The organism is Kineococcus siccus (assembly GCF_009906795.1).
GTDB classification, from domain to species: Bacteria; Actinomycetota; Actinomycetes; order Actinomycetales; family Kineococcaceae; genus Kineococcus; species Kineococcus siccus.
This window is the reverse complement of the sequence record NZ_JAAALN010000026.1, coordinates 1-18,468: the sequence shown is the minus strand read 5'-3', so window position 1 is coordinate 18,468 and position 18,468 is coordinate 1. Positions and strand designations below refer to the sequence as shown.

Sequence of the window (18,468 nt, the reverse complement as noted above, 5' to 3'; positions counted from 1 at the left end):
GTGCCACCTCCCGCCGACACCCGCACCACGCCGGCCGGGCGGTGGCCAGGAGCGAGGAGGATCCGTCGGCCCTCACCGGTTGAGGTGACGTCGCGGGCTGCCGATGACCTCTGGACACGCTCTCCCGAGCATCCCTGACCGTGAGGCTGACACCCCATGCCGCTCTCGTTCCGCGCCACGTCCCTGCGCTCCCAGCTGGTCCTGCCCGGCGTCGGTGCCGTCGTCGTCACCGCCGGGCTGCTCAGCGGTCTGAGCGCCCTGCAGGTCGGCCAGCTCTCCGAGGGCACGTCCAGCGACGTCCAGGTCCTCGCCGAGCAGCAGCTGCGCGACGCGAGCCAGCAGGTCGACGCCACGGTCGCCACCCAGTCCGCGGCCGTGCAGGAGAAGCTCGACGGCGACCTGCGCGTGACGCAGGACAAGCTCGCGGCGCTCGGCGCCGCGACGTCCGGCGCGCCCGCGACGTGGGCCGCGACCAACCAGACCACCAAGGCCGCCTCGAGCGTCACGCTGCCGCGCCTGCTGTTCGGCTCCACGTGGCTCGGCCAGCAGGCCGACCCCGCGGTGACCGTGCCCGCGATCGACGCCGCGGCCGGGCTGACCGGCGCGGCCGTGACCGTGTTCCAGAAGATGAACGACCAGGGCGACATGCTGCGCGTGGCCACCACCGTGGTCAACGCCAAGGGCGCCCGCGCGATCGGCACCTACATCCCGGCCGTCAACGACGCCGGAGTCGCCAACCCCGTCGTGAAGTCCCTGATCGCGGGCGAGACGTTCCACGGCACCGCGACCGTCGTCGACAAGCAGTACGTCACCGTCTACGAACCCCTCAAGCGCGGCGACGAGGTGATCGGGGCGGTGTTCGTGGGGCTGCCGCAGGACGCCGTGACGGCGGACCTGCGCGAGCGCCTGGCCGCGGCCACCCTCGGCACCAGCGGCTCCTACGGCGTGTTCTCCAGCGCCGCGGCCGCCCGCGGCACGGCGGTCGTGGCCCCCGGCGACGGCACCGACGGCGCGCCCATGATCGAGGCCAAGGACGCGGACGGGCAGCCCTACGTCGCCCGCCTGCTGGACACCGCGGCCGACCTCGCCCCCGGCGAGTTCGCCACCACCACGGTCGACCTGCCCTCCGGGCCCCAGACGGTCGGCGTCTCGCGCTACCCCGCCTACGACTGGGTCATCACGAGCTGGCTGCCCGCGGCCGACACCGCCGCCGTGACCGCCCGGGTGCGCGAGGGCGGCGACTCGCTGGTCCGCAGCACGCTGCTCACGGGCCTCGGCGTGGCCATCACCATGACCGTCGTCATCGGCCTGCTGGCCCGCACGCTCGTGCGCCGCATCGGCCGCCTGACCGACGCCCTGCGCCGGGTCGCCGACCGCGACCTGACCGTGCGCGAGCACGGCGACGAGGGCCGCGACGAGATCGGCGTCATGAGCCGCGCGCTCGACGCCGCCATCGGCGCCATGCGCGACGCGCTGCGCGCCATGAGCGCCGGCGCCAGCCGGGTCACGGGCACGGCGGACGACCTGTCCGGCGCCAGCGCGCGGCTCTCGCAGACCGCCGAGGTCACGTCCGCCGAGATCAGCCGGGTCGCCGCCGACGCCGGCAGCGTCTCGGGCGGGGTCCACGAGGTCTCCGACGCCGTCGAGCAGCTGCGCGCCGCCGCAGACGACGTGTCCTCCACCACGGGCTCCGTGTCCGTGGTCGCCTCCGAGGCCGTGCACCTGGCGCAGGCCGCGACCGGCACCGTGGAGCGCCTCGGGGAGTCCTCCCAGCAGATCGCCGACGTGCTGCGGACCATCACGGCCATCGCGGCGCAGACGAACCTGCTGGCCCTCAACGCGACCATCGAGGCGGCGCGCGCCGGGGAGGCCGGCGCGGGCTTCGCCGTCGTCGCCGGGGAGGTCAAGGAGCTGGCGCGCCAGACCGCCCGGGCCACCGAGGAGATCGCCCCGACGCTCACGGCGATCCGCTCCGAGGCCGCCGCGGTCCGCGCCGACATCGCGCAGATCTCGGCCACGATCAGCCAGGTCGACGAGCTGCAGGCGACGATCTCCTCCGCCGTCACCGAGCAGCTCGCCACGACGACCGCGGTCAGCGGGACCCTGCACGACGCCGCCCAGCGCTCCGGCGGCATCGCCGCGGCCCTGTCCCAGACGGTCGGCGCGGTGGACGGCACGACGGCGCAGGTCGGGGCCGTGCGCTCCGCGGTCTCCGACCTCGCGCAGGTGGCCGGCGACCTCGACGCCCAGGTGCGTCAGTTCCGGTTGGGCTGACCCGCCGGCGGCGCGCCGGGTGACGCCGTCGGCGTCCCCGGCACGCTGTCGAAGGGGCTGCCGCCGCGGCGGTCCAGCTCCAGGGTCACGGCGTAGCCGTACACGGTCAGCGCCGTGAACACCCACAGCCACAGGCACACCGCGACCGCCCCGCCGACCTGGGTGAGCCCCCCGAAGGGCGCACCCAGGTCGACGGGGATCGCGAGGAACACGACGAAGCCCTGCAGGAAGCCGGACACGAACGCCCCCGTGGCGTAGGCGCCCCACACGCTCGCCTTCCACGACGGCCGCACGGGCCCGAGCACGCGGTAGACGTAGACGAGCACCGGTGAGACCACGAGCCAGTCGACGTTGAGGGCCACGTAGAACGCCAGGGCGCTCTCGGTCACCTCCCCCGTGCCGAACCGGCGGGCCAGGAAGGGCGCCACCTCCAGGACCGCGAGCAGGCCGACGGGCGCCATGAGCAGCAGCGGAAGGGCGGCCAGCCGCACCTTCCAGGCGCCCGTGCGCCCGAGCACGGCGGGCGGGGCGGGGTCCGGGTAGCGCACGCTCACGCGCGCGAAGCCGCGCCGCAGCCCCTCGCCGTAGACCGTGGCCGGGATCAGCGCCACGACGGCCGCGAGCCAGCTGACGTCGAGCGAGGTCCGGACCAGGGTCAGGACGACGTCGCCGGCGCGCTGCGCGGCCGGCAGGGCCTGGCCCACCGCGCCGCCGAGCACGAGGACGCGGTCGCGGCCGATGAGGCCGCCGAGGATCTTCACGGCGACGAGCAGCGACGGCACGAGCGCGATGGCCGCGTAGAACGTCACGCCGGCCGAGACGAGGAACAGGTCGTGCCCGCGCAGGCGGTCGTGGACGTCGCGGAACACCCGCCGCACCGCGGCCCGGCGCCCCGGCGGGGTCACGACCTGGGCGGCCGCCCTCACGCCCGGCTCGACGGGCGCCGCGGCTCGGCGCGCACCCCGGGAGCACACGTGCGGAGCCGGTCCATGGGGGCAGTCTGCCAGGGGCGCGCCGGCCCGGACGGCGCCGGGACGCCGCGGGGGCGGTGCGGGGGCGGTGCCGGGTCAGGCGAGGATGCCCAGCCGGCGCAGCTCGACGGCCAGGTCGTGCGGGCTGGACGCGGCCTGCGTGGCGTCCTCGAGCGTCACGACGCCGTCGCGGACGAGCGCGACGAGGTGCTGGTCGAACGTCTGCATCTGGTAGAAGCCGCCCTCGCGCACGAGCTCGGTGATGTGGTGCGTCTTCTCGGGGTCCGCGATCGCGTCGGCGACGCGGCCCGTGTTGATGCAGACCTCCATCACGACGCAGCGGCCGTTGCCGTCCGCGCGGGGGACCAGGCGCTGGCAGACGATGCCGCGCAGCGCCCCGGCCAGCGAGAGCCGCACCTGCCGCTGCTCGTGCGGGGGGAAGAAGTCGATGATGCGGCTGATGGTCTCGGCCGCGTCGATCGTGTGCAGCGTCGACAGGACGAAGTGCCCGGTCTCCGACGCCGACAGCGCCGCCTTGACCGTCTCCTGGTCGCGCATCTCGCCCACGAGGATGACGTCGGGGTCCTGCCGCATGGCCGCGCGCAGCGCGGTGGAGAAGTCGGTCGTGTCCAGCCGCACCTCGCGCTGGCTGATCATCGACAGCTTGTCGGAGTGCAGGATCTCGATCGGGTCCTCGATCGTGACGATGTGGCTCTCGCGCGTGGCGTTGATGTGGTCGATCATCCCGGCGAGCGTCGTCGTCTTGCCGGACCCCGTGGGCCCCGTGACCAGCACGAGGCCGCGGTGCTCCAGCGCGAGGCTCTCCAGCACCGGCGGCACGCTGAGCGCCGACAGCGGGACCGCCTGGGAGGCCACGCGGCGCAGCACCAGCGCGACCGACCCCCGCTGGCGGAAGGCGTTGACGCGGAAGCGCCCCACGCCGTGCGGCAGCCCGTAGGCGAAGTCCGCCTCGTTCGTGCGGTGGAACTCCTCGACGAGGTCGGGGCGCAGGACCTGGGCGAGCATCGCCTCGGTGTCGGCGGGCGTCAGCGGCGGGGCCTGCAGCGAGCGGAGCCGGCCGTCGATGCGCACCCGGGGCGGGGACCCTGCCTTGCAGTGCAGGTCCGAGCCGCGCAGTTCGACGAGCGCCCGCAGGTAGGGGGTGATCGCCGCGCCGGCCGTGGTGTCGAGGGTCGTCACCCCGTCTGATCGGCACCCCTGACGCCGTCCTTGAGCGCGCCCCGCGCGCGGGGGCGCGGACGACGAGCACGCCCGGCGGCGTGGGAGCATGGCGGGCAGCAACCGCGAGCGAGGAAGGAGCAGCCATGAGCAAGCGAGGCCGCAAGCGCCGTTCGCGCAAGCAGAGCGGCGCGAACCACGGCAAGCGTCCCAACGCCTGAGGCGTGGGCACGCAGAAGGCCCCGGACCACCGGTCCGGGGCCTCCTGCGTGCTCGGGGGCGCGGCTCAGGAGCCGCTGGTGACGCGGACCTCCGTGAGCCGCACGAGGATCCGCGCGCGCAGGTCGGTCGGCGCCGACTCGCACGGGCAGCCCTCGCGGATCGCCTGCTTGAGGCGCTCGTCCTCGCGGACCTGCTCCAGGCAGCTCACGCACTCCTCGAGGTGGACCCGCACGGCCTCGCAGTCCAGCTCGGCCATCTCGCCGTCGAGGTACTCGAACGCCCGGTCCAGGACCTCGCGGCAGTGCCCGACGTGGGCGGCCGCGGCCGTCGACGCGTCGTCCGCACCGGGCGGCTGCGCGGCGCTCACGACGGGCTCCCGGCCGGGGCCGCACCGCTCGTGGCGGGCGCCGGCTCGCTCGCGGCCGGGGCCGCACCGGACACCCCGCGCCCGACGGCGTACTCGCGCAGCATCTCGCGCAGCTGGCGCCGCCCGCGGTGCAGCCGGGACATGACGGTCCCGATGGGGGTGCCCATGATCTCGGCGATCTCCTTGTACGCGAAGCCCTCGACGTCCGCGTAGTACACGGCCATCCGGAAGTCCTCGGGCACGGCCTGCAGCGCCCGCTTGACGTCGGAGTCGGGCAGGTGGTCCAGCGCCTCGGTCTCCGCCGAGCGCAGGCCGCGCGAGGTGTGGGACTCGGCGCGCGCGAGCTGCCAGTCCTCGATCTCGTCCGCGTGCGACTGCTGGGGCTCGCGCTGCTTCTTGCGGTAGGAGTTGATGTAGGTGTTCGTGAGGATCCGGTACAGCCACGCCTTGAGGTTCGTGCCCGGCGCGTACTGGTGGAAGGCGCCGTAGGCCTTCGCGAACGCGTCCTGGACGAGGTCCTCGGCGTCGGCGGGGTTGCGCGTCATGCGCAGCGCGGCCGAGTACAGCTGGTCCAGGAAGGGCAGCGCGTCGCGCTCGAAGCGCGCCGCGCGTTCGTCGGCGGTCTCCTCCGAGGGCGCTCGCGAGGTCTGTTCGGTCATCGACGTCGAGAGTAGGGCCTCCTGCTCCGACCCGCCGTAGGAGGCGGTGCGGTCCGGCAGCACGCTGGTGGTCGTGGTGGTCCTCGTCCTGGTGGTGGGGCGCCGCTCGGTCCGCGTGCCGGGCCGTGCGGCCGGGCTGGGGGACGGCGGGCGCGTCTCGGGACCTCGACGGGCGGGGCCCGGGGGGCGACGCGACCGCAGCGCCGGGACGACCGGCGCCGACGTCGACTCGATGACCGGCGGCATGTGACCTGGAACGCACGCCCGGCCGCACCCATTCCTGCCGGGCGCTCTCACGAGGTGCCGAGCAGCTCCCCCGTGCGCAGGTCCACGACGCCCTCGAGCTCGGCGTCCGGGGCCGGGTCGAGGAGGTCCTCGCCCGCGTCGCGGACGTTGCCCACGCGCCGCGAGACGGGGTGGGCGGTCAGGGCCGTGGCGAACAGGTCGCGAGGCATCGCCGCCAGGAGCGCGGCGACGTCGTCGGCCTCGGCGACCTCCGGGTCCACCCACGCGTCGCGCAGCTCGCGCGGCACCACCAGCGGCATCCGCTCGTGCAGGCGGTCCAGGCCCGGCTCCGCGGCCGTCGTGACGACGGCGAAGCTCACGAGCCAGCGCTCCGGGTCGTCGTCGGCCCGGGCCGGGTCGCGCCAGAACTCGAAGATCCCGGCCAGCGACAGGGGCCGCCCGTCCTGGGCGCGCACGGCGAACGGCTGCTTGCGCGGTCCCTTCGGTCCCTGCGCCACAGGGCTCGCCTGCCACTCGTACCAGGCGTCGACGGGCACGAGGCAGCGCCGCGTCAGGGCCGCCTTGGCGAAGGCCGGCTTGTCCAGCAGGGACTCCACGCGCGCGTTGACCATGCGGGCCGCCCCCGAGGCGTCCTTCGACCAGCTCGGGACGAGCCCCCAGCGCAGCGCCCGCAGCGACCGCACGGGCGGTGCCTCCGGGTCCTCGCGCGGCACGCGCTCGAGCACCACGGGCGGGGTCGTGGTCGGGGCGACGTTGGTGCTGCGGGTCGCCCGGCCGTCGGTGAGGTCCTCGTCGACCTCGAACTCCTCGACGAGGTCGGTGACGTCGGTCCGGAGGGCGTAGCGGCCGCACATGGCAGGCAGCCTCTCACCGCGCGCGCGACCCGGCCGCCCGGCGCCCGCGGCGGCGGCCGGGGGCTCCCGGCGGGCCGGGGCGGGGAGGCGCCCGCGGAGATCATGCGGTAGGCAACTCCCATGACAGTGGTGCGACGGCTGGCCCGACCGATGCTCGCGGCGATCTTCATCAAGACCGGGATCGACCAGGTGCGCAACGCCCGCGACCTGGCCCCCTCGGCGGAACCGGTGGCGCACGCCGTCGCCGGCCCGCTCCACCTGCCGGACGACCCGGTCCTGCTCGTGCGCATCAACGGCGCCGCGATGGCCGGCGCCGGCGTGCTCTTCGCGCTGGGGCGCCTGCCCCGGGTCACCTCGGCCGTGCTCGCGACGACGCTGGCCCCCAGCGCCTACGTGAACCACCCGTTCTGGACCGAGAAGGACAAGACCGTCCGCGGCGAGGTCCTCGAGGACTTCCTCAAGGACGTCGGGCTGCTGGGCGGCGCCCTGCTGGCGGCCGTCGACACGGCCGGCAAGCCCGGGCTCGCGTGGCGCGGCCGGCGCGCGGGTCGCGACGCCCGCCGCTTCGCGAAGCTGGCCACGCGCGAGGCCGCGCACGTGGCGGGCAGCAGCAAGAAGGACCTGCAGCTCGCGGCGGCCAAGGTCGGTTGACCAGCGCGCCCGCGCCGGCGGCGGTCCCCCGCGGGGGGCCGCCGCGTCGGCGCCGCCTGCGAGGATGGCGCCCGTGACGCCCCCGCTCCCCGACGCGACCGGCGGCCCGGCCGCCGAGCCCGACCTGTGGGCCGCCCCCCACCGCGACGCCCCGCTCGACGCCGTCGTCGCCGTCCCCGGGTCGAAGTCGCTGACGAACCGCTACCTCGTGGTGGCGGCGCTGGCCGAGCGCTCGTCCCTGCTGCGCGACCCGCTGGACTCCCGCGACACCCGGCTCATGGTCGACGCGCTGCGCCGCCTGGGCAGCGAGGTCGTCGAGGGTGGGCCCGGTGGGCCCTCCGACGGTGCGGCCGGCGCCGCGGACTGGGTGGTGCACCCCGGGCCGGTGCGCGGCGGGGTCGGCGTCGACTGCGGCCTCGCCGGCACGGTCATGCGCTTCCTGCCCCCCGTGGCCGCGCTGGCCGGCTCCCCCGTGGCCTTCGACGGCGACCCCCGCGCCCGCGAGCGCCCCATGGCCGCGCTGCTGACGGCGCTGCGGCAGCTCGGCGCCGACGTCGACGACGGCGGGCGCGGTCTGCTGCCCTTCCGCGTGAGCGGCCGCGACGGCGGCCTCCCCGGCGGGACCGCGACCATCGACGCGTCCGGCTCCAGCCAGTTCGTCTCGGCGCTGCTGCTGGCCGGCGCCCGCTTCCGCGACGGGCTGGTGCTGCACCACGAGGGCCCGCCCGTGCCGAGCGAGCCGCACGTCCGGATGACCATCGAGGTGCTGCGCGACGTGGGCGTCGTCGTCGACGACGCCGTGCCCGGCACCTGGCACGTCGAACCCGGCGAGGTCAACGCGCTCGACGTGCAGGTGGAACCGGACCTGTCCAACGCGGCGCCGTTCCTGGCGGCCGCGGCGGTGTGCGGCGGCCGCGTGCGCGTCCCCGCCTGGCCGCAGTCGACGACCCAGGCCGGTGACCTGCTGCGCGACGTGCTGGACCAGATGGGCGCCGACGTGACGCTCGACCGCGAGGGCCTGCTCGTGGAGGGGACCGGCGAGCTGTTCGGCCTCGACCTCGACCTTCGCGAGGCCGGTGAGCTGGCGCCGGTGATCACCGCGCTCGCGGCGCTGGCCAGCTCGCCGACCCGGCTGCGCGGGATCGCCCACCTGCGGGGTCACGAGACCGACCGCCTCAAGGCGCTCGTCACCGAGCTCAACGGCCTGGGCGGTGACGCGGTGGAGACCGAGGACGGGCTGCTCGTGCGGCCGCGGACCCTGCACGGCGGGGTCTTCGAGACCTACGCCGACCACCGGATGGCCACGGCGGGCGCGGTCCTCGGGCTGCGGGTCGAGGGCGTGCGCGTCGTGGACATCGGCACGACCCGCAAGACGCTGCCCGACTTCCCCGGCCTGTGGGACGCCATGCTGCGCGGCAGCGCTCCGCCGGCGGGCCGCACGTCCGCCCCGGCGCGGTGAGCGGGCCGGCGTGAGGGAGGAGCGCCGGGTCCGCTACGACGAGGACGACGTCCGCGTCCGCCCGACGCGGCGCGGTTCGCGACCCCGGACCAAGGAGCGCCCGCGGCACGGCGACGCCGTCGCGGCCATGGTCGTGGCCGTCGACCGCGGGCGCTGCACGTGCCTGGTGGGGGCGGACGCGCCCGGTGACGCCGACGGCGGCCCGCACCTCGTCACCGCCATGCGGGCGCGCGAGCTGGGCCGCACGGGCGTCGTGGTCGGGGACCGCGTCGGCCTCGTCGGCGACACCTCCGGGCGCCCCGACACCCTCGCGCGCGTCGTGCGCATCGAGGAGCGCCGCACGGTCCTGCGCCGCACGGCCGACGACACCGACCCGGTGGAGCGCGTGGTCGTCGCCAACGCCGACCAGCTCGTGGTCGTCGCGGCCGTCGCCGACCCGGAGCCGCGCTCGCGCCTGGTCGACCGGTGCCTCGTGGCCGCCTACGTCGCGGGCATGACCCCCCTGCTGTGCCTGACCAAGGGGGACCTGCGTCCCGCCGAGGAGGTCCTCTCCACCTGGGCGCCGCTCGGGCTGGAGGCCGTGGTCACCTCCCGCGGCCCGGACGGGCTGCGCGGGCTCGACGACGTGCGCGCGCGCCTGCACGGGCGCACGAGCGTGCTCGTCGGGCACTCGGGCGTCGGCAAGTCGACGCTGGTCAACGCCCTGGTGCCGCAGGCGGATCGGGCCACGGGGCACGTCAACGCGGTCACGGGCCGGGGCCGGCACACGTCGACGTCGATGGCGGCCCTGGCGCTGCCCGACGGCGGCTGGGTGGTCGACACCCCCGGGATCCGCTCGTTCGGCCTGGCGCACGTCGACCCCGAGGCCGTCCTGCACGCCTTCCCGGACCTCGCGGGCGGTGAGGACGGGTGCCCGCGGGGCTGCACGCACGACGAGCCGGAGTGCGCGCTGGACGACTGGGTGGCGCAGGGCCGCGCCGGGGCCGCGGGGCCCGCGCGGCTGACGTCGTTCCGCCGCCTGCTGACCGTGCTGCGCGGTGAGGGCGGGGACTGACCGCGCCCTCCGGCCGTGACCCCCGTCACTGAGGACGCACGCTCGGTGCCGTACTGTGACCGCGATCGGGGGACGGACGGGAGGGGCTGCGACGCGTGACGGGCGACGGCGGCTCCACCTCCTCCGGCGAGGCCGTGCGCACCGCGGCCGGCGCCCTCGCGGTCCTCGGCCTGGCCGCGGCCCCCGCCGTCCCGGCGGGCCCCGCGCCCCTCGACGGCGCCGGCACCCCGCCGGCGCGGCCGGCCGCGACCGGCTGGACCATCCTGCGCGAGCTGGGTCGCGGCACGGGCACCGTCGTCCACCTGGCCTCCCGCGGCGGCCGCGAGCACGCCGTCAAGCGCCTGTCCCCCGTGCCCGACACCGTCGCGGCCCGTGCGGTCGCCGAGCACCAGCTGCGCCGCGAGGCCGCGCTGCTCGCGAGCGTGGACCACCCCGGCCTCTCCCGGGTGCACGCCGTCGAGCGCATCGACGGCGACCTGGCCATCGTCATGCGCGCCGTCGAGGGCTCGACCCTGGCGCAGCTGCTGCACTCCCCCGGCGAGCGCCCGGGCGACCCCGCGGGCGGACCGGCGGGCGCGGGCGACCCCCCGGGTCCCGGGAGCCGCGCGACCCCGGGCGCCGTCCTGCGCGTCGCCACGTCCGTCGGGCTCGCCCTCGACCTCTGCGACGCCCTGGACGCGCTGCACCGCAGCGGTCTCGTGCACCGCGACGTCAAACCGGGCAACGTCGTCGTGACCCCGCGCGGGCACGGCGTCCTCATCGACCTCGGCGTCGCGCACCTGGCCGCCCCCGCCGGGCCGGACGCCGTGGCGACGGCCGTCGGCTCCCTGTCCTACTGCGCGCCCGAGCAGGCCGGGGCGCTGCGCCGCCCCGTCGACCACCGCGCCGACCTGTACTCCCTGGGCGCCGTCCTGCACGAGTGCCTGACGGGCCGCCCCCCGGTGCAGGGGACCGACGCCGAGGACGTCCGGCGCCGGCTGCGGCGGCTCGCGCCCCTCGACACCCGGGTGCTGGGCGACGACGTGCCGACCGCGCTCGCGGAGCTGCTGCGGCAGCTGCTGGCCGCCGACCCCGACGACCGGCCCGCGAGCGCCCGCGCGGTCGCGTCGGTCCTGGCGCGGGTGGAGCGGGAGCTGTCCCCGCAGGCCGCGGCCGAGCGCCGCCGCGGCCCCCGCTCGGTGCCGCCGCCGCTGCTGGAGCGGGCGCCCCAGATCGCCCTGCTCGACAGCGCCTGGGACGCCGCGCGCACGGGGGCGGGCGGGGTCGTCCACGTCCGCGGGCCCGCCGGGTCGGGCCGCAGCTCCCTGGCCGCCCACCTCGCCCGCCGCGCGCTGGCCGGAGGCGCCACGACCGTCGTCCTGGACACCACGACGGCCCCCAGCGCCCCGCTCGCCGGGCTGCGGGAGGCGCTGCGCCGCGCGGGCCTCGCCGCCGAGCTGGACGCGGCGGGCCCCGACGGCGGGGGCGGCGAGCCGCTCGCCGAGGAGCTCGCGCAGCTGCTGCTGGCCTGCGCGGCCCGCCGCGGGCCGGTGCTCGTGGTCGTCGACGACGCCGAGCACGCCGAGGCCTCCACGGTCGCCGTGCTGCGCTCGGTCGCGGGCGAGTGCCGCGACCTGCCCGTGCTGGTGGCGGTCGTCGACCGCCCCGGCGCCGGGCACCTGACGGGCCCGGGCGAGGCCGCCGGTCGCACGATCGTCGTGGACGTGCCGGCCCTGTCGGAGGCCGCGGCCCGCGCCGTGGTGCGGCGGCGGCTGCCGGGCGCCGCCGTGCCGGACGCCGTCGCGGCGAGCCTGACCGCGCGCGCGGCCGGCAACCCGGGCGCGCTGCGGGCGGTCCTCAACGCGACCCTCGACGACGGGGGCCTGCTCCCGCAGTGGGGGCGCTGGACGCTCGAGGCGGCCGTGCTGGACGCCGTCCCCGTCGGTCCCGACCTGCTCGACGCCCTGCTCGGCCGCTTCGCCGGGCTCGCGCGGGCGCAGCAGCGCGTGCTGCGGCTGGCCGCGGCCAGCGGGCGGCTGGCGTCGGAGGACCTCGTGCGGGCCGCCGCGGCCCCGGAGCTGGGCCCCGAGGCCGTCGACGACGCGCTCGCGGCCGGGGTGGCCACGCGCCTGCTACGCCCCGGCCAGCGGGGCTGGCACGAGTTCCCGCACCAGCAGGTCGTCGACGCCCTCCTGGCCGGCACTCCCGGGGGCGAGCGGCGGGCGCTGCACGCCCGGCTGGCGCGCGTGCTGCGGACCGCCGCGGCCGGGGAGCCGGGGGCGCCGACGATCGCCGGGGGCGGGCCCGACCTGCTCTTCGCCAGCGCCCGCCAGCACCTGCTGGCCGGGGACGCGGTCGCGCCCGCGGACGTCGTCTCCGCCTGCGCCGCAGCCGGTCTCGAAGCGGCCCGCCGGCACGCGCACGCCTCGGCGGTGCCGCTGCTGGAGAACGCCGCGCGCGTCGCGCACGAGTCCGGCACCGACCTCGACCCGGCGCTGCGCCGGGCGCTGGCCGCGAGCTGCGCCCGCACCGGGCACCACCGCCGCGCGCACGTCCACCTCGAGCAGCTGCTCGCCGACGACGGCGGGGACCCCGTGCAGCGCTCGGTCGTGCTGGGCGAGGTGGCCCTGCTGCACCGCCACGAGCGCGCGGCCGCCGGGCCGCTGCTGGCGCTGCGGGCCGTGGACCGCGGGCTCGCCGAACTGGGTCTCGCACTGCCCGTGGCCCGCTCGCTGCCCGTGGCGTCCTCCCTGCCCACGGCCCCCTCGCCGCGCGGCGGGCCGCTCGCCGCCGCGCCCCGGCTCCTGCTGACCTGCCTGCGGGCGGCGCTGCTCGCCCTGCTGCCCACGGGCCGGCGGGCCCGGGCCGCCCGCGCGGACACCGACGCCTCGGCCGCGGTGCTGCTGCGCGAGGGGGCGAGCGCCGCGCTCGTCGTGGGCGCCGCCCGGTGGCGGGCCCTGCCCGTCCTCGTCGCGGCCCTGGTGCTGGCGCGCGCGTCGCGTCGCGCGGACGTCGTCGAGGACTGCACCACGGACCTGCGCGCGGGGCTGCGCCAGCTCCTCGGCTCCCGGCCCAGCCTGGTGCCCGTGCGCCTGCCGGGCCCGGGACCCGCTTCGCGCGAGGACCCGACGGCGCTGGCGCGCACCCGGCTGGGCACCGCCCTCGACCGGCTCCACCACGGCGGCACGTGGCGCACCGTGGCCGACGTGCTTGAGGAGCAGGGCGCGTGGCTGGACCTGCCCGCGCACCTGGAGGGCGTCGCCCACCTGGGCCGCGAGCGCCTGTCGGCCGGCCACGGGGCCCAGGCGCGGGAGTGGTTCGAGCGCGGCGTGCGCCGGCTGCCCGACGGCGCGCCGGCTCCCGTCGCGCTGCAGCTGCTGGAGGTCCTCCTGCTCGCCGCCGACGGCCGTCCCGGTGCAGCCGGCGAGGTCCTGCGCGCGGTGGACGCGGAGACCCGCGTGACCCCGGGCGCCGCGGCGCTGCCGCACGGGCTGGCCGTGGCCGGGACGACCCTGCGCTGGCTCACGGAGCAGGGTGACGTCGGTCCCCGCTTCGACGAGGCCGCGATCCGCTTCGAGCGGCTCGCGGGGCGGGGCCACCGCCACCGCACGCGCTCGGTGCGCGACGGCGCGGGCGCCCTCGTCCAGGGCCGCCTCGACCAGTGCGCGGCGGCCGCCGCCGCGGGGGACGCGGCCCGCCTGGCCGGCCGGCAGGACCAGCTTCGCCGGGCACTGCCCCTGCTGGGGCGCCGCGGCGGCAGCCGGCTGGAGCAGGCGTGGCGGCGGCTGCTGCTCGCGGAGGCGGCCGGGCAGCTGGGACGTCCCCGCACGGCGGCGCGCCGGCTGCAGCGCGCCCAGCACCTCGCGGCCACCCTCGACGCGCCGCTGCTCACCCACCGCGCCCTGCTGCTGCTGGCGCGCGAGCGGCTCGCGCAGGGCGCCGTCGCCGACGCCGACCGGCACCGGTGGCTGGCGACGGTCCTCGCGGAGCGGCAGGGCTGGCCGAACCTCGTCCGGCGAGCCCAGCAGGCCGCGCAGCAGACCCAGCCCGCGCCGAGGACGGCCGCGGGGCGGCGCGCGGCCGACACCGCCCTGGGGCGCGCGGGCGACGCGGTCGTCACGACGGGGACGCGCTCGCACCGCGCGCCCGACGCGGGACGCCGCCGGCTGCTCGCGGCCATGCGCGACGTCGGCGACGCCGCGCAGGTGCTCGACCCGCTGGACCTGGTCCGCCTCGCGCTGGACCAGGCCTGCGACCTCCTCGGCGCCGACCGGGCCGTGCTGCACCTCAGCGACCGCGCGGGCGGGCTCGCCGTGTTCGCGGGCCGCACCGCGGCGGGCACCGACCTGCCGGGCAGCGGCCCCGGCGGCTCCGCGGACGCCGTCGACCCGACCGTGCTCCGGGCGGCGCGGACCGGCCGCCCGGTCGTCCTGGGCGTCCCGGCTCCCGAGACGTCCGGCGCGGGCGGCGACGTCCCGCGCAGCGTCGTGGCCGTGCCGCTGCTCGTGCGGGGCCGGCGCACGGGCGTCCTGTCGGTCGTCAGCACCCTCGCGCAGGGCGCCTTCGGCCGCAGCGACGTCGAGCTGCTGCAGCTCATCGCCGGGCAGGTGGCGCTGTCGCTGGCCACGGCCCGGGCCGCGCGCCTGGAGATCGAGGTGCACGGCGCCCAGCGCGAGCGCGACCTCGCCGAGGCCGTGCGCCGCGTGACGGAGGAGGTCTCGGGGAGCCTGGACCTGCGCACCGTGCGCGCGCGGCTGCTCGTGGCCGCGGTGCGGGAGCTGGGCGCGGACCGCGGGGCGCTGGTCCCGGCCGGGGTCGCCGCGGACGGCGCGGGGAGGAGCACGCCCGCGCTCGTCAGCGACGCGGTCGGACCGGTGCGCGGGGCGGTCGGCGAGCGGCGCTGGCCGACGCCCGACGCTCCTGGGCACGACGCGCCGGACGACGGGCCGGACGACGGGCTCGACGCGGCGACCACGGCCGTGCTCGGCCGGACGTCGACGACGAGCGGCTCGGGCCCCCTGCCCGCGGCCCTGGCGGGGCTCCTCGACGACGCGGGCGCCGACGCCCGCCGCGACCCCGCGGCGGTCCGCGTCCCGGGGCGCTGGCTCGTGGCCCCGCTGCGCGACCGCACGGGCCGGGTCGCCGAGGCGCTCGTCCTCGTCGCGGACGACGGCGGCCTCCAGGAGCGCGCGCACGTCGCCTCGGCGCTCGCGGCGCCCGCGGCCGTCGCGCTGGAGAACGCGCGCCTGTTCGCGCAGGTCGAGCACCTGGCGCGCACCGACTCCCTCACGGGCGTCGCGACGCGCGGGCACCTCCTGCGGCTCGGCGAGCAGCGCGTGCAGCGGGTCCGGGCCGGTGGTCCCGGTGCGGGCTCGACGTCGCTGGCCGCGCTCATGGTCGACGTGGACCACTTCAAGGCCGTCAACGACCGCTACGGGCACGCGACGGGCGACGAGGTGCTCAGCGCGGTGGCCCGCCGGCTGCGCGGCGCGGCCCGCGAGGGCGACGTCCTGGGCCGCTACGGCGGCGAGGAGTTCGCCCTCGTCGTGGCCGGCGCGGGCGAGGGCGCCGACGCCCGCGAGGTGGACGTGCGCGACCTCGCCGAGCGCCTGCGGCGGGGCGTCGACCGCACGCCCGTGGAGGTCCGCGGCGAGCGCCTGCAGGTGACGGTGAGCGTCGGGGTCGCGCTGCTGCGTCGCGACGAGCGGCTGACCGACGTGCTCGCCCGCGCGGACACCGCGCTGTACGCCGCGAAGGCCGCGGGCCGCAACACCGTCGCGGTCGCGCCCTGAACTCCGTCGCGGTCGCGCCCTGAACTCCGTCGCGGTCGCGCCCTGAGCTCCGTCGCGGTCGCGCCGTGAGCTCTGCGCCGTGAGCTCCGCCCGGACGGGGCGGGCTCAGACCAGCGTGCGCCAGTAGCTCCAGAACTCCACGCCGATCAGCGCGAGCAGCAGCGCGTACGTGAGCACGGCCGCGAGCACCCGGAACTCCACCAGGGTGCGCGCGGCGCCGCGCAGCGCCCGCGGCACGGGCAGCAGCCCCCGGTCGAGGGAGTCCGCCGTGGTCGTCCAGAACGTCGCGACGACGACGGCCCACACGACCATGCAGTACGGGCAGAGGGCGTGGATGGAGGTCAGGCTCTGCGTCACGAGCCAGCCCACGAAGACGGCGCCCAGCGTGATGCCGGCCTGGAAGCCGCGCTCGACCCAGCGCGGCAGCCGGGTGCCGGACAGCACGAGCAGGCCCAGCAGCGTCATGACGGTGAACGCCGCGATGCCCATCAGCGGGTTCGGGAAGCCGAACACCGCGGCCTGGTCGGTCTTCATGACGCTGCCGCACGACAGGACGGGGTTGATGCTGCAGGACGGCACGTAGCCGGGGTCCTCGGCGAGCCGGAAGCGCTCGATCGTGAGCGTGAAGGCGGCGACGAAGCCGACCAGGCCGCCCCCCGTGAGCAGCGCGCCCCGCGCCCGCGGGGACACGGGCAGCGCCGAGAGGTGACCGCCGGCCGCGAGGTCGTCGTCCAGCGCAGTGTCGAGGTCGGTGTCGAGGTCAGGGTCGAGGTCGTCGAGGGGCTCCGGCCCGGCCTCGCCGGTGCGGGGGTCGGCGAGCGCGCGGGCGTCGCGCGCGCGCTCGTGGTGCCCCTGCTCGTGCGCGGCGGTCGTGCGGGCCATCGGTCCTCCTCGGTCGTCGGGCGGTGCGGTCGTGCGTCGGTCGCGGGCCGGGCGGGCGCCCGCGGGGTCCTGGTCCCAGTGTGCGCGACCGCGTCCGCGGACCAGGGTCCCCGGCCCGGCTGGGTGTCCGCTGGACGCGGCGCACGACGTCCCCGGCGGCCCGGTGCGCGTCCCCGTCGGGCGCGCGTGCGGGCGGTAGGTTCGCGCCGTGCCGACCTCCCCCGCCCAGGTGAAGCGCTACGACGACGACCTGCGGCTCGCGCACGTCATCGCCGACCAGGTCGACGGGGTGACGACGGACCGCTTCAAGGCGCGCGACCTCGTCGTGGACACCAAGCCCGACCTCACGCCCGTGACGGACGCCGACCGCACGGCCGAGGAGCTGATCCGCTCGCAGCTGCGGCGCACGCGCCCGCGCGACGCGGTGCTGGGCGAGGAGTTCGGGCTGGTCGGGTCCGGCGCCCGGCAGTGGGTGGTGGACCCGATCGACGGGACCAAGAACTTCGTGCGCGGCGTGCCGGTGTGGGCCACGCTCATCGCCCTGCTCGACGACGGCGTGCCCGTCGTCGGCCTGGTCTCGGCCCCGGCGCTGCAGCGGCGGTGGTGGGCCGCGACCGGGTCCGGCGCGTGGACCGGGCGCAGCCTCTCGGCGGCGACGCGGATCTCGGTCAGCGGCGTGCGCGACCTCGCGGACGCGTCGTTCGCCTACTCCTCCCTGGACGGCTGGGAGCAGACCGGCAGCCTCGACGCCTTCCTCGACCTGACGCGCGCCGTGTGGCGCACCCGCGGCTACGGCGACTTCTGGTCCTACATGCTCGTCGCCGAGGGGGCCGTGGACCTCGCCGCGGAACCCGACCTGCAGCTGTACGACATGGCCGCGCTGGTGCCGATCGTCACCGAGGCCGGGGGCCGGTTCACCTCGCGCGACGGCGTCGACGGCCCGCACGGCGGTGACGCCCTCGTCAGCAACGGGCACCTGCACGACGCCCTGCTCGCTCGCCTGGGGACGTCGCCGCCGTCCGGCTCGCCGTCCGCGCCGGCGTGGGCGGGAGCCGGCGAGCCCGGCCCGGCGGAGTGAGCACGGCGCCGCAGCTCGCCCCCCGCGAGCGCCGGCTGCTCGTCTGGGAGGTCGTCGCGGTCTTCGCCGTCTCCCTGGGCGCGAGCGGGGTGCGGGCCCTGGTGACCTTCGTCGGGGCCGTGACGGCGCCGCAGGCGCTGAACACGCAGACCGCGACCGTCCTGGGCAGCTACGCGCCGGACCGGCCCTGGCTGGACCTGTCGCTGCAGCTCGTGCAGGTCGTCACGGGTCTGGCCCCCGTGCTCCTGGTCGCCTACCTGCTGGCGCGGGGCGGGGAGTCGCTGCGCACGATCGGCGTGGACGGGCGCCGGCCGCTGCGCGACGTCGGCGCGGGGCTGGGGCTCGCCGCGGTGATCGGGGGCTGCGGCCTGGTCCTGTACCTGGCCTCGCAGGCCGCGGGGCTGAACCGCACGGTGGTCGCCTCGAACCTACCCGACGTCTGGTGGGCCGTCCCGGTCGCGGTGCTCGCGGCGGCCGAGAACGGCATCCTCGAGGAGGTCCTCGTCGCGGGGTACCTGCTGCACCGGCTGGGGCAGCTGGGGGTGCGCGCGGTGCCCGCCATCGCGATCAGCGCGCTGCTGCGGGGGTCCTACCACCTGTACCAGGGCCTGGGCGGGTTCGTCGGCAACGTGGCGATGGGCGTCGTCTTCGCGTGGATCTACCAGCGCTGGGGGCGCACGCTGCCGCTCGTGGTGGCCCACACCGCGATCGACGTCGTGGCGTTCGTCGGCTACTCGCTGCTCGTCGGCAAGGTGTCGTGGCTGCCGGGCTGACGCTTCCCGACCCCCGGCCCCTCAGGGG

15 protein-coding genes are annotated in these 18,468 nt (G+C 77.6%); 9 read left to right on the top strand and 6 right to left on the bottom strand.

Going from position 1 to position 18,468, the window contains the following annotated elements:
- The first annotated feature begins 156 nt into the window (after window positions 1-156).
- Entirely contained in the window at window positions 157-2,274 is a 2,118-nt protein-coding gene (locus GTR02_RS05465) for a methyl-accepting chemotaxis protein (RefSeq protein ID WP_166606464.1), read from the top strand.
- Here the strand turns inward: GTR02_RS05465 and GTR02_RS05460 are convergent.
- Window positions 2,256-3,200 carry a YhjD/YihY/BrkB family envelope integrity protein gene (locus tag GTR02_RS05460; RefSeq protein WP_205708690.1) on the bottom strand — a complete coding sequence of 315 codons (945 nt, stop codon included), beginning with the start codon at window positions 3,198-3,200 and terminating at the stop codon, window positions 2,256-2,258. The two genes, GTR02_RS05465 and GTR02_RS05460, sit on opposite strands and share 19 nt — an antisense overlap.
- A gap of 141 nt (window positions 3,201-3,341) precedes the next feature.
- Complete coding sequence (locus tag GTR02_RS05455) at window positions 3,342-4,445, bottom strand: PilT/PilU family type 4a pilus ATPase (protein ID WP_205708689.1); 1,104 nt, start codon at window positions 4,443-4,445, stop codon at window positions 3,342-3,344.
- 125 nt (window positions 4,446-4,570) lie between these two features.
- Between GTR02_RS05455 and GTR02_RS24910 the strand changes: the two genes are divergently transcribed.
- Window positions 4,571-4,645, top strand: a complete 75-nt coding sequence (locus GTR02_RS24910) for a 50S ribosomal protein bL37 (protein ID WP_369299100.1) — start codon at window positions 4,571-4,573, stop codon at window positions 4,643-4,645.
- A 65-nt stretch (window positions 4,646-4,710) separates the two neighbouring features.
- On the opposite strand, the gene rsrA is transcribed toward GTR02_RS24910, so the two are convergent.
- On the bottom strand, window positions 4,711-5,013 hold the full coding sequence (gene rsrA / locus GTR02_RS22775) for a mycothiol system anti-sigma-R factor (protein ID WP_166606462.1): 303 nt from the start codon (window positions 5,011-5,013) through the stop codon (window positions 4,711-4,713).
- The gene (locus tag GTR02_RS05445; RefSeq protein ID WP_166606461.1) at window positions 5,010-5,672 is read right to left on the bottom strand and encodes a sigma-70 family RNA polymerase sigma factor; all 663 of its coding nucleotides are present in this window, start codon (window positions 5,670-5,672) and stop codon (window positions 5,010-5,012) included. Before GTR02_RS05445 ends, rsrA begins: the two co-directional genes overlap by 4 nt.
- Before the next feature lie 46 nt (window positions 5,673-5,718).
- Here GTR02_RS05445 and GTR02_RS05440 point away from each other — a divergent pair, with 46 nt between their 5' ends.
- Complete coding sequence (locus tag GTR02_RS05440; RefSeq protein WP_166606460.1) at window positions 5,719-5,922, top strand: hypothetical protein; 204 nt, start codon at window positions 5,719-5,721, stop codon at window positions 5,920-5,922.
- Between the two features lie 43 nt (window positions 5,923-5,965).
- On the opposite strand, the gene GTR02_RS05435 is transcribed toward GTR02_RS05440, so the two are convergent.
- Window positions 5,966-6,772 carry an SOS response-associated peptidase gene (locus GTR02_RS05435; protein WP_166606459.1) on the bottom strand — a complete coding sequence of 269 codons (807 nt, stop codon included), beginning with the start codon at window positions 6,770-6,772 and terminating at the stop codon, window positions 5,966-5,968.
- Window positions 6,773-6,892: 120 nt separating this feature from the next.
- Between GTR02_RS05435 and GTR02_RS05430 the strand changes: the two genes are divergently transcribed.
- From GTR02_RS05430 to GTR02_RS05415, 4 genes are all read left to right on the top strand, one after another.
- The gene (locus GTR02_RS05430) at window positions 6,893-7,423 is read left to right on the top strand and encodes a DoxX family protein (RefSeq protein ID WP_166606458.1); all 531 of its coding nucleotides are present in this window, start codon (window positions 6,893-6,895) and stop codon (window positions 7,421-7,423) included.
- Window positions 7,424-7,487: 64 nt separating this feature from the next.
- The gene (gene aroA / locus GTR02_RS05425; protein ID WP_166606457.1) at window positions 7,488-8,882 is read left to right on the top strand and encodes a 3-phosphoshikimate 1-carboxyvinyltransferase; all 1,395 of its coding nucleotides are present in this window, start codon (window positions 7,488-7,490) and stop codon (window positions 8,880-8,882) included.
- Window positions 8,883-8,892: 10 nt separating this feature from the next.
- Window positions 8,893-9,936, top strand: coding sequence for a ribosome small subunit-dependent GTPase A (gene rsgA, locus GTR02_RS05420; RefSeq protein WP_166606456.1), 1,044 nt, complete (start codon window positions 8,893-8,895; stop codon window positions 9,934-9,936).
- Window positions 9,937-10,031: 95 nt separating this feature from the next.
- A complete protein-coding gene (locus GTR02_RS05415; RefSeq protein WP_166606455.1) occupies window positions 10,032-15,707 on the top strand; it encodes a diguanylate cyclase in 5,676 nt (1,891 codons plus the stop codon).
- A gap of 105 nt (window positions 15,708-15,812) precedes the next feature.
- Here GTR02_RS05415 and GTR02_RS05410 read toward each other — a convergent pair whose 3' ends face one another.
- A complete protein-coding gene (locus GTR02_RS05410; RefSeq protein ID WP_166606454.1) occupies window positions 15,813-16,589 on the bottom strand; it encodes a vitamin K epoxide reductase family protein in 777 nt (258 codons plus the stop codon).
- 208 nt (window positions 16,590-16,797) lie between these two features.
- On the opposite strand from GTR02_RS05410, the gene hisN reads away from it, so the two are divergent.
- Window positions 16,798-17,667, top strand: coding sequence for a histidinol-phosphatase (gene hisN / locus GTR02_RS05405; RefSeq protein ID WP_338073601.1), 870 nt, complete (start codon window positions 16,798-16,800; stop codon window positions 17,665-17,667).
- On the top strand, window positions 17,664-18,440 hold the full coding sequence (locus tag GTR02_RS05400) for a CPBP family glutamic-type intramembrane protease (protein ID WP_166606453.1): 777 nt from the start codon (window positions 17,664-17,666) through the stop codon (window positions 18,438-18,440). The genes hisN and GTR02_RS05400 overlap by 4 nt, the downstream gene beginning before the upstream one ends.
- The last annotated feature ends 28 nt before the right edge of the window (window positions 18,441-18,468 follow it).

Bases quoted from the DNA above. Each gene is read 5' to 3' on its own strand.
- aroA (WP_166606457.1), top strand. From the start codon at position 7,488: ATGGCGCCCGTGACGCCCCCGCTCCCCGACGCGACCGGCGGCCCGGCC.
- GTR02_RS05430 (WP_166606458.1), top strand. From the start codon at position 6,893: ATGACAGTGGTGCGACGGCTGGCCCGACCGATGCTCGCGGCGATCTTC.
- GTR02_RS05465 (WP_166606464.1), top strand. From the start codon at position 157: ATGCCGCTCTCGTTCCGCGCCACGTCCCTGCGCTCCCAGCTGGTCCTG.
- GTR02_RS05445 (WP_166606461.1), bottom strand. From the start codon at position 5,672: ATGACCGAACAGACCTCGCGAGCGCCCTCGGAGGAGACCGCCGACGAA.
- GTR02_RS05410 (WP_166606454.1), bottom strand. From the start codon at position 16,589: ATGGCCCGCACGACCGCCGCGCACGAGCAGGGGCACCACGAGCGCGCG.
- GTR02_RS05435 (WP_166606459.1), bottom strand. From the start codon at position 6,772: ATGTGCGGCCGCTACGCCCTCCGGACCGACGTCACCGACCTCGTCGAG.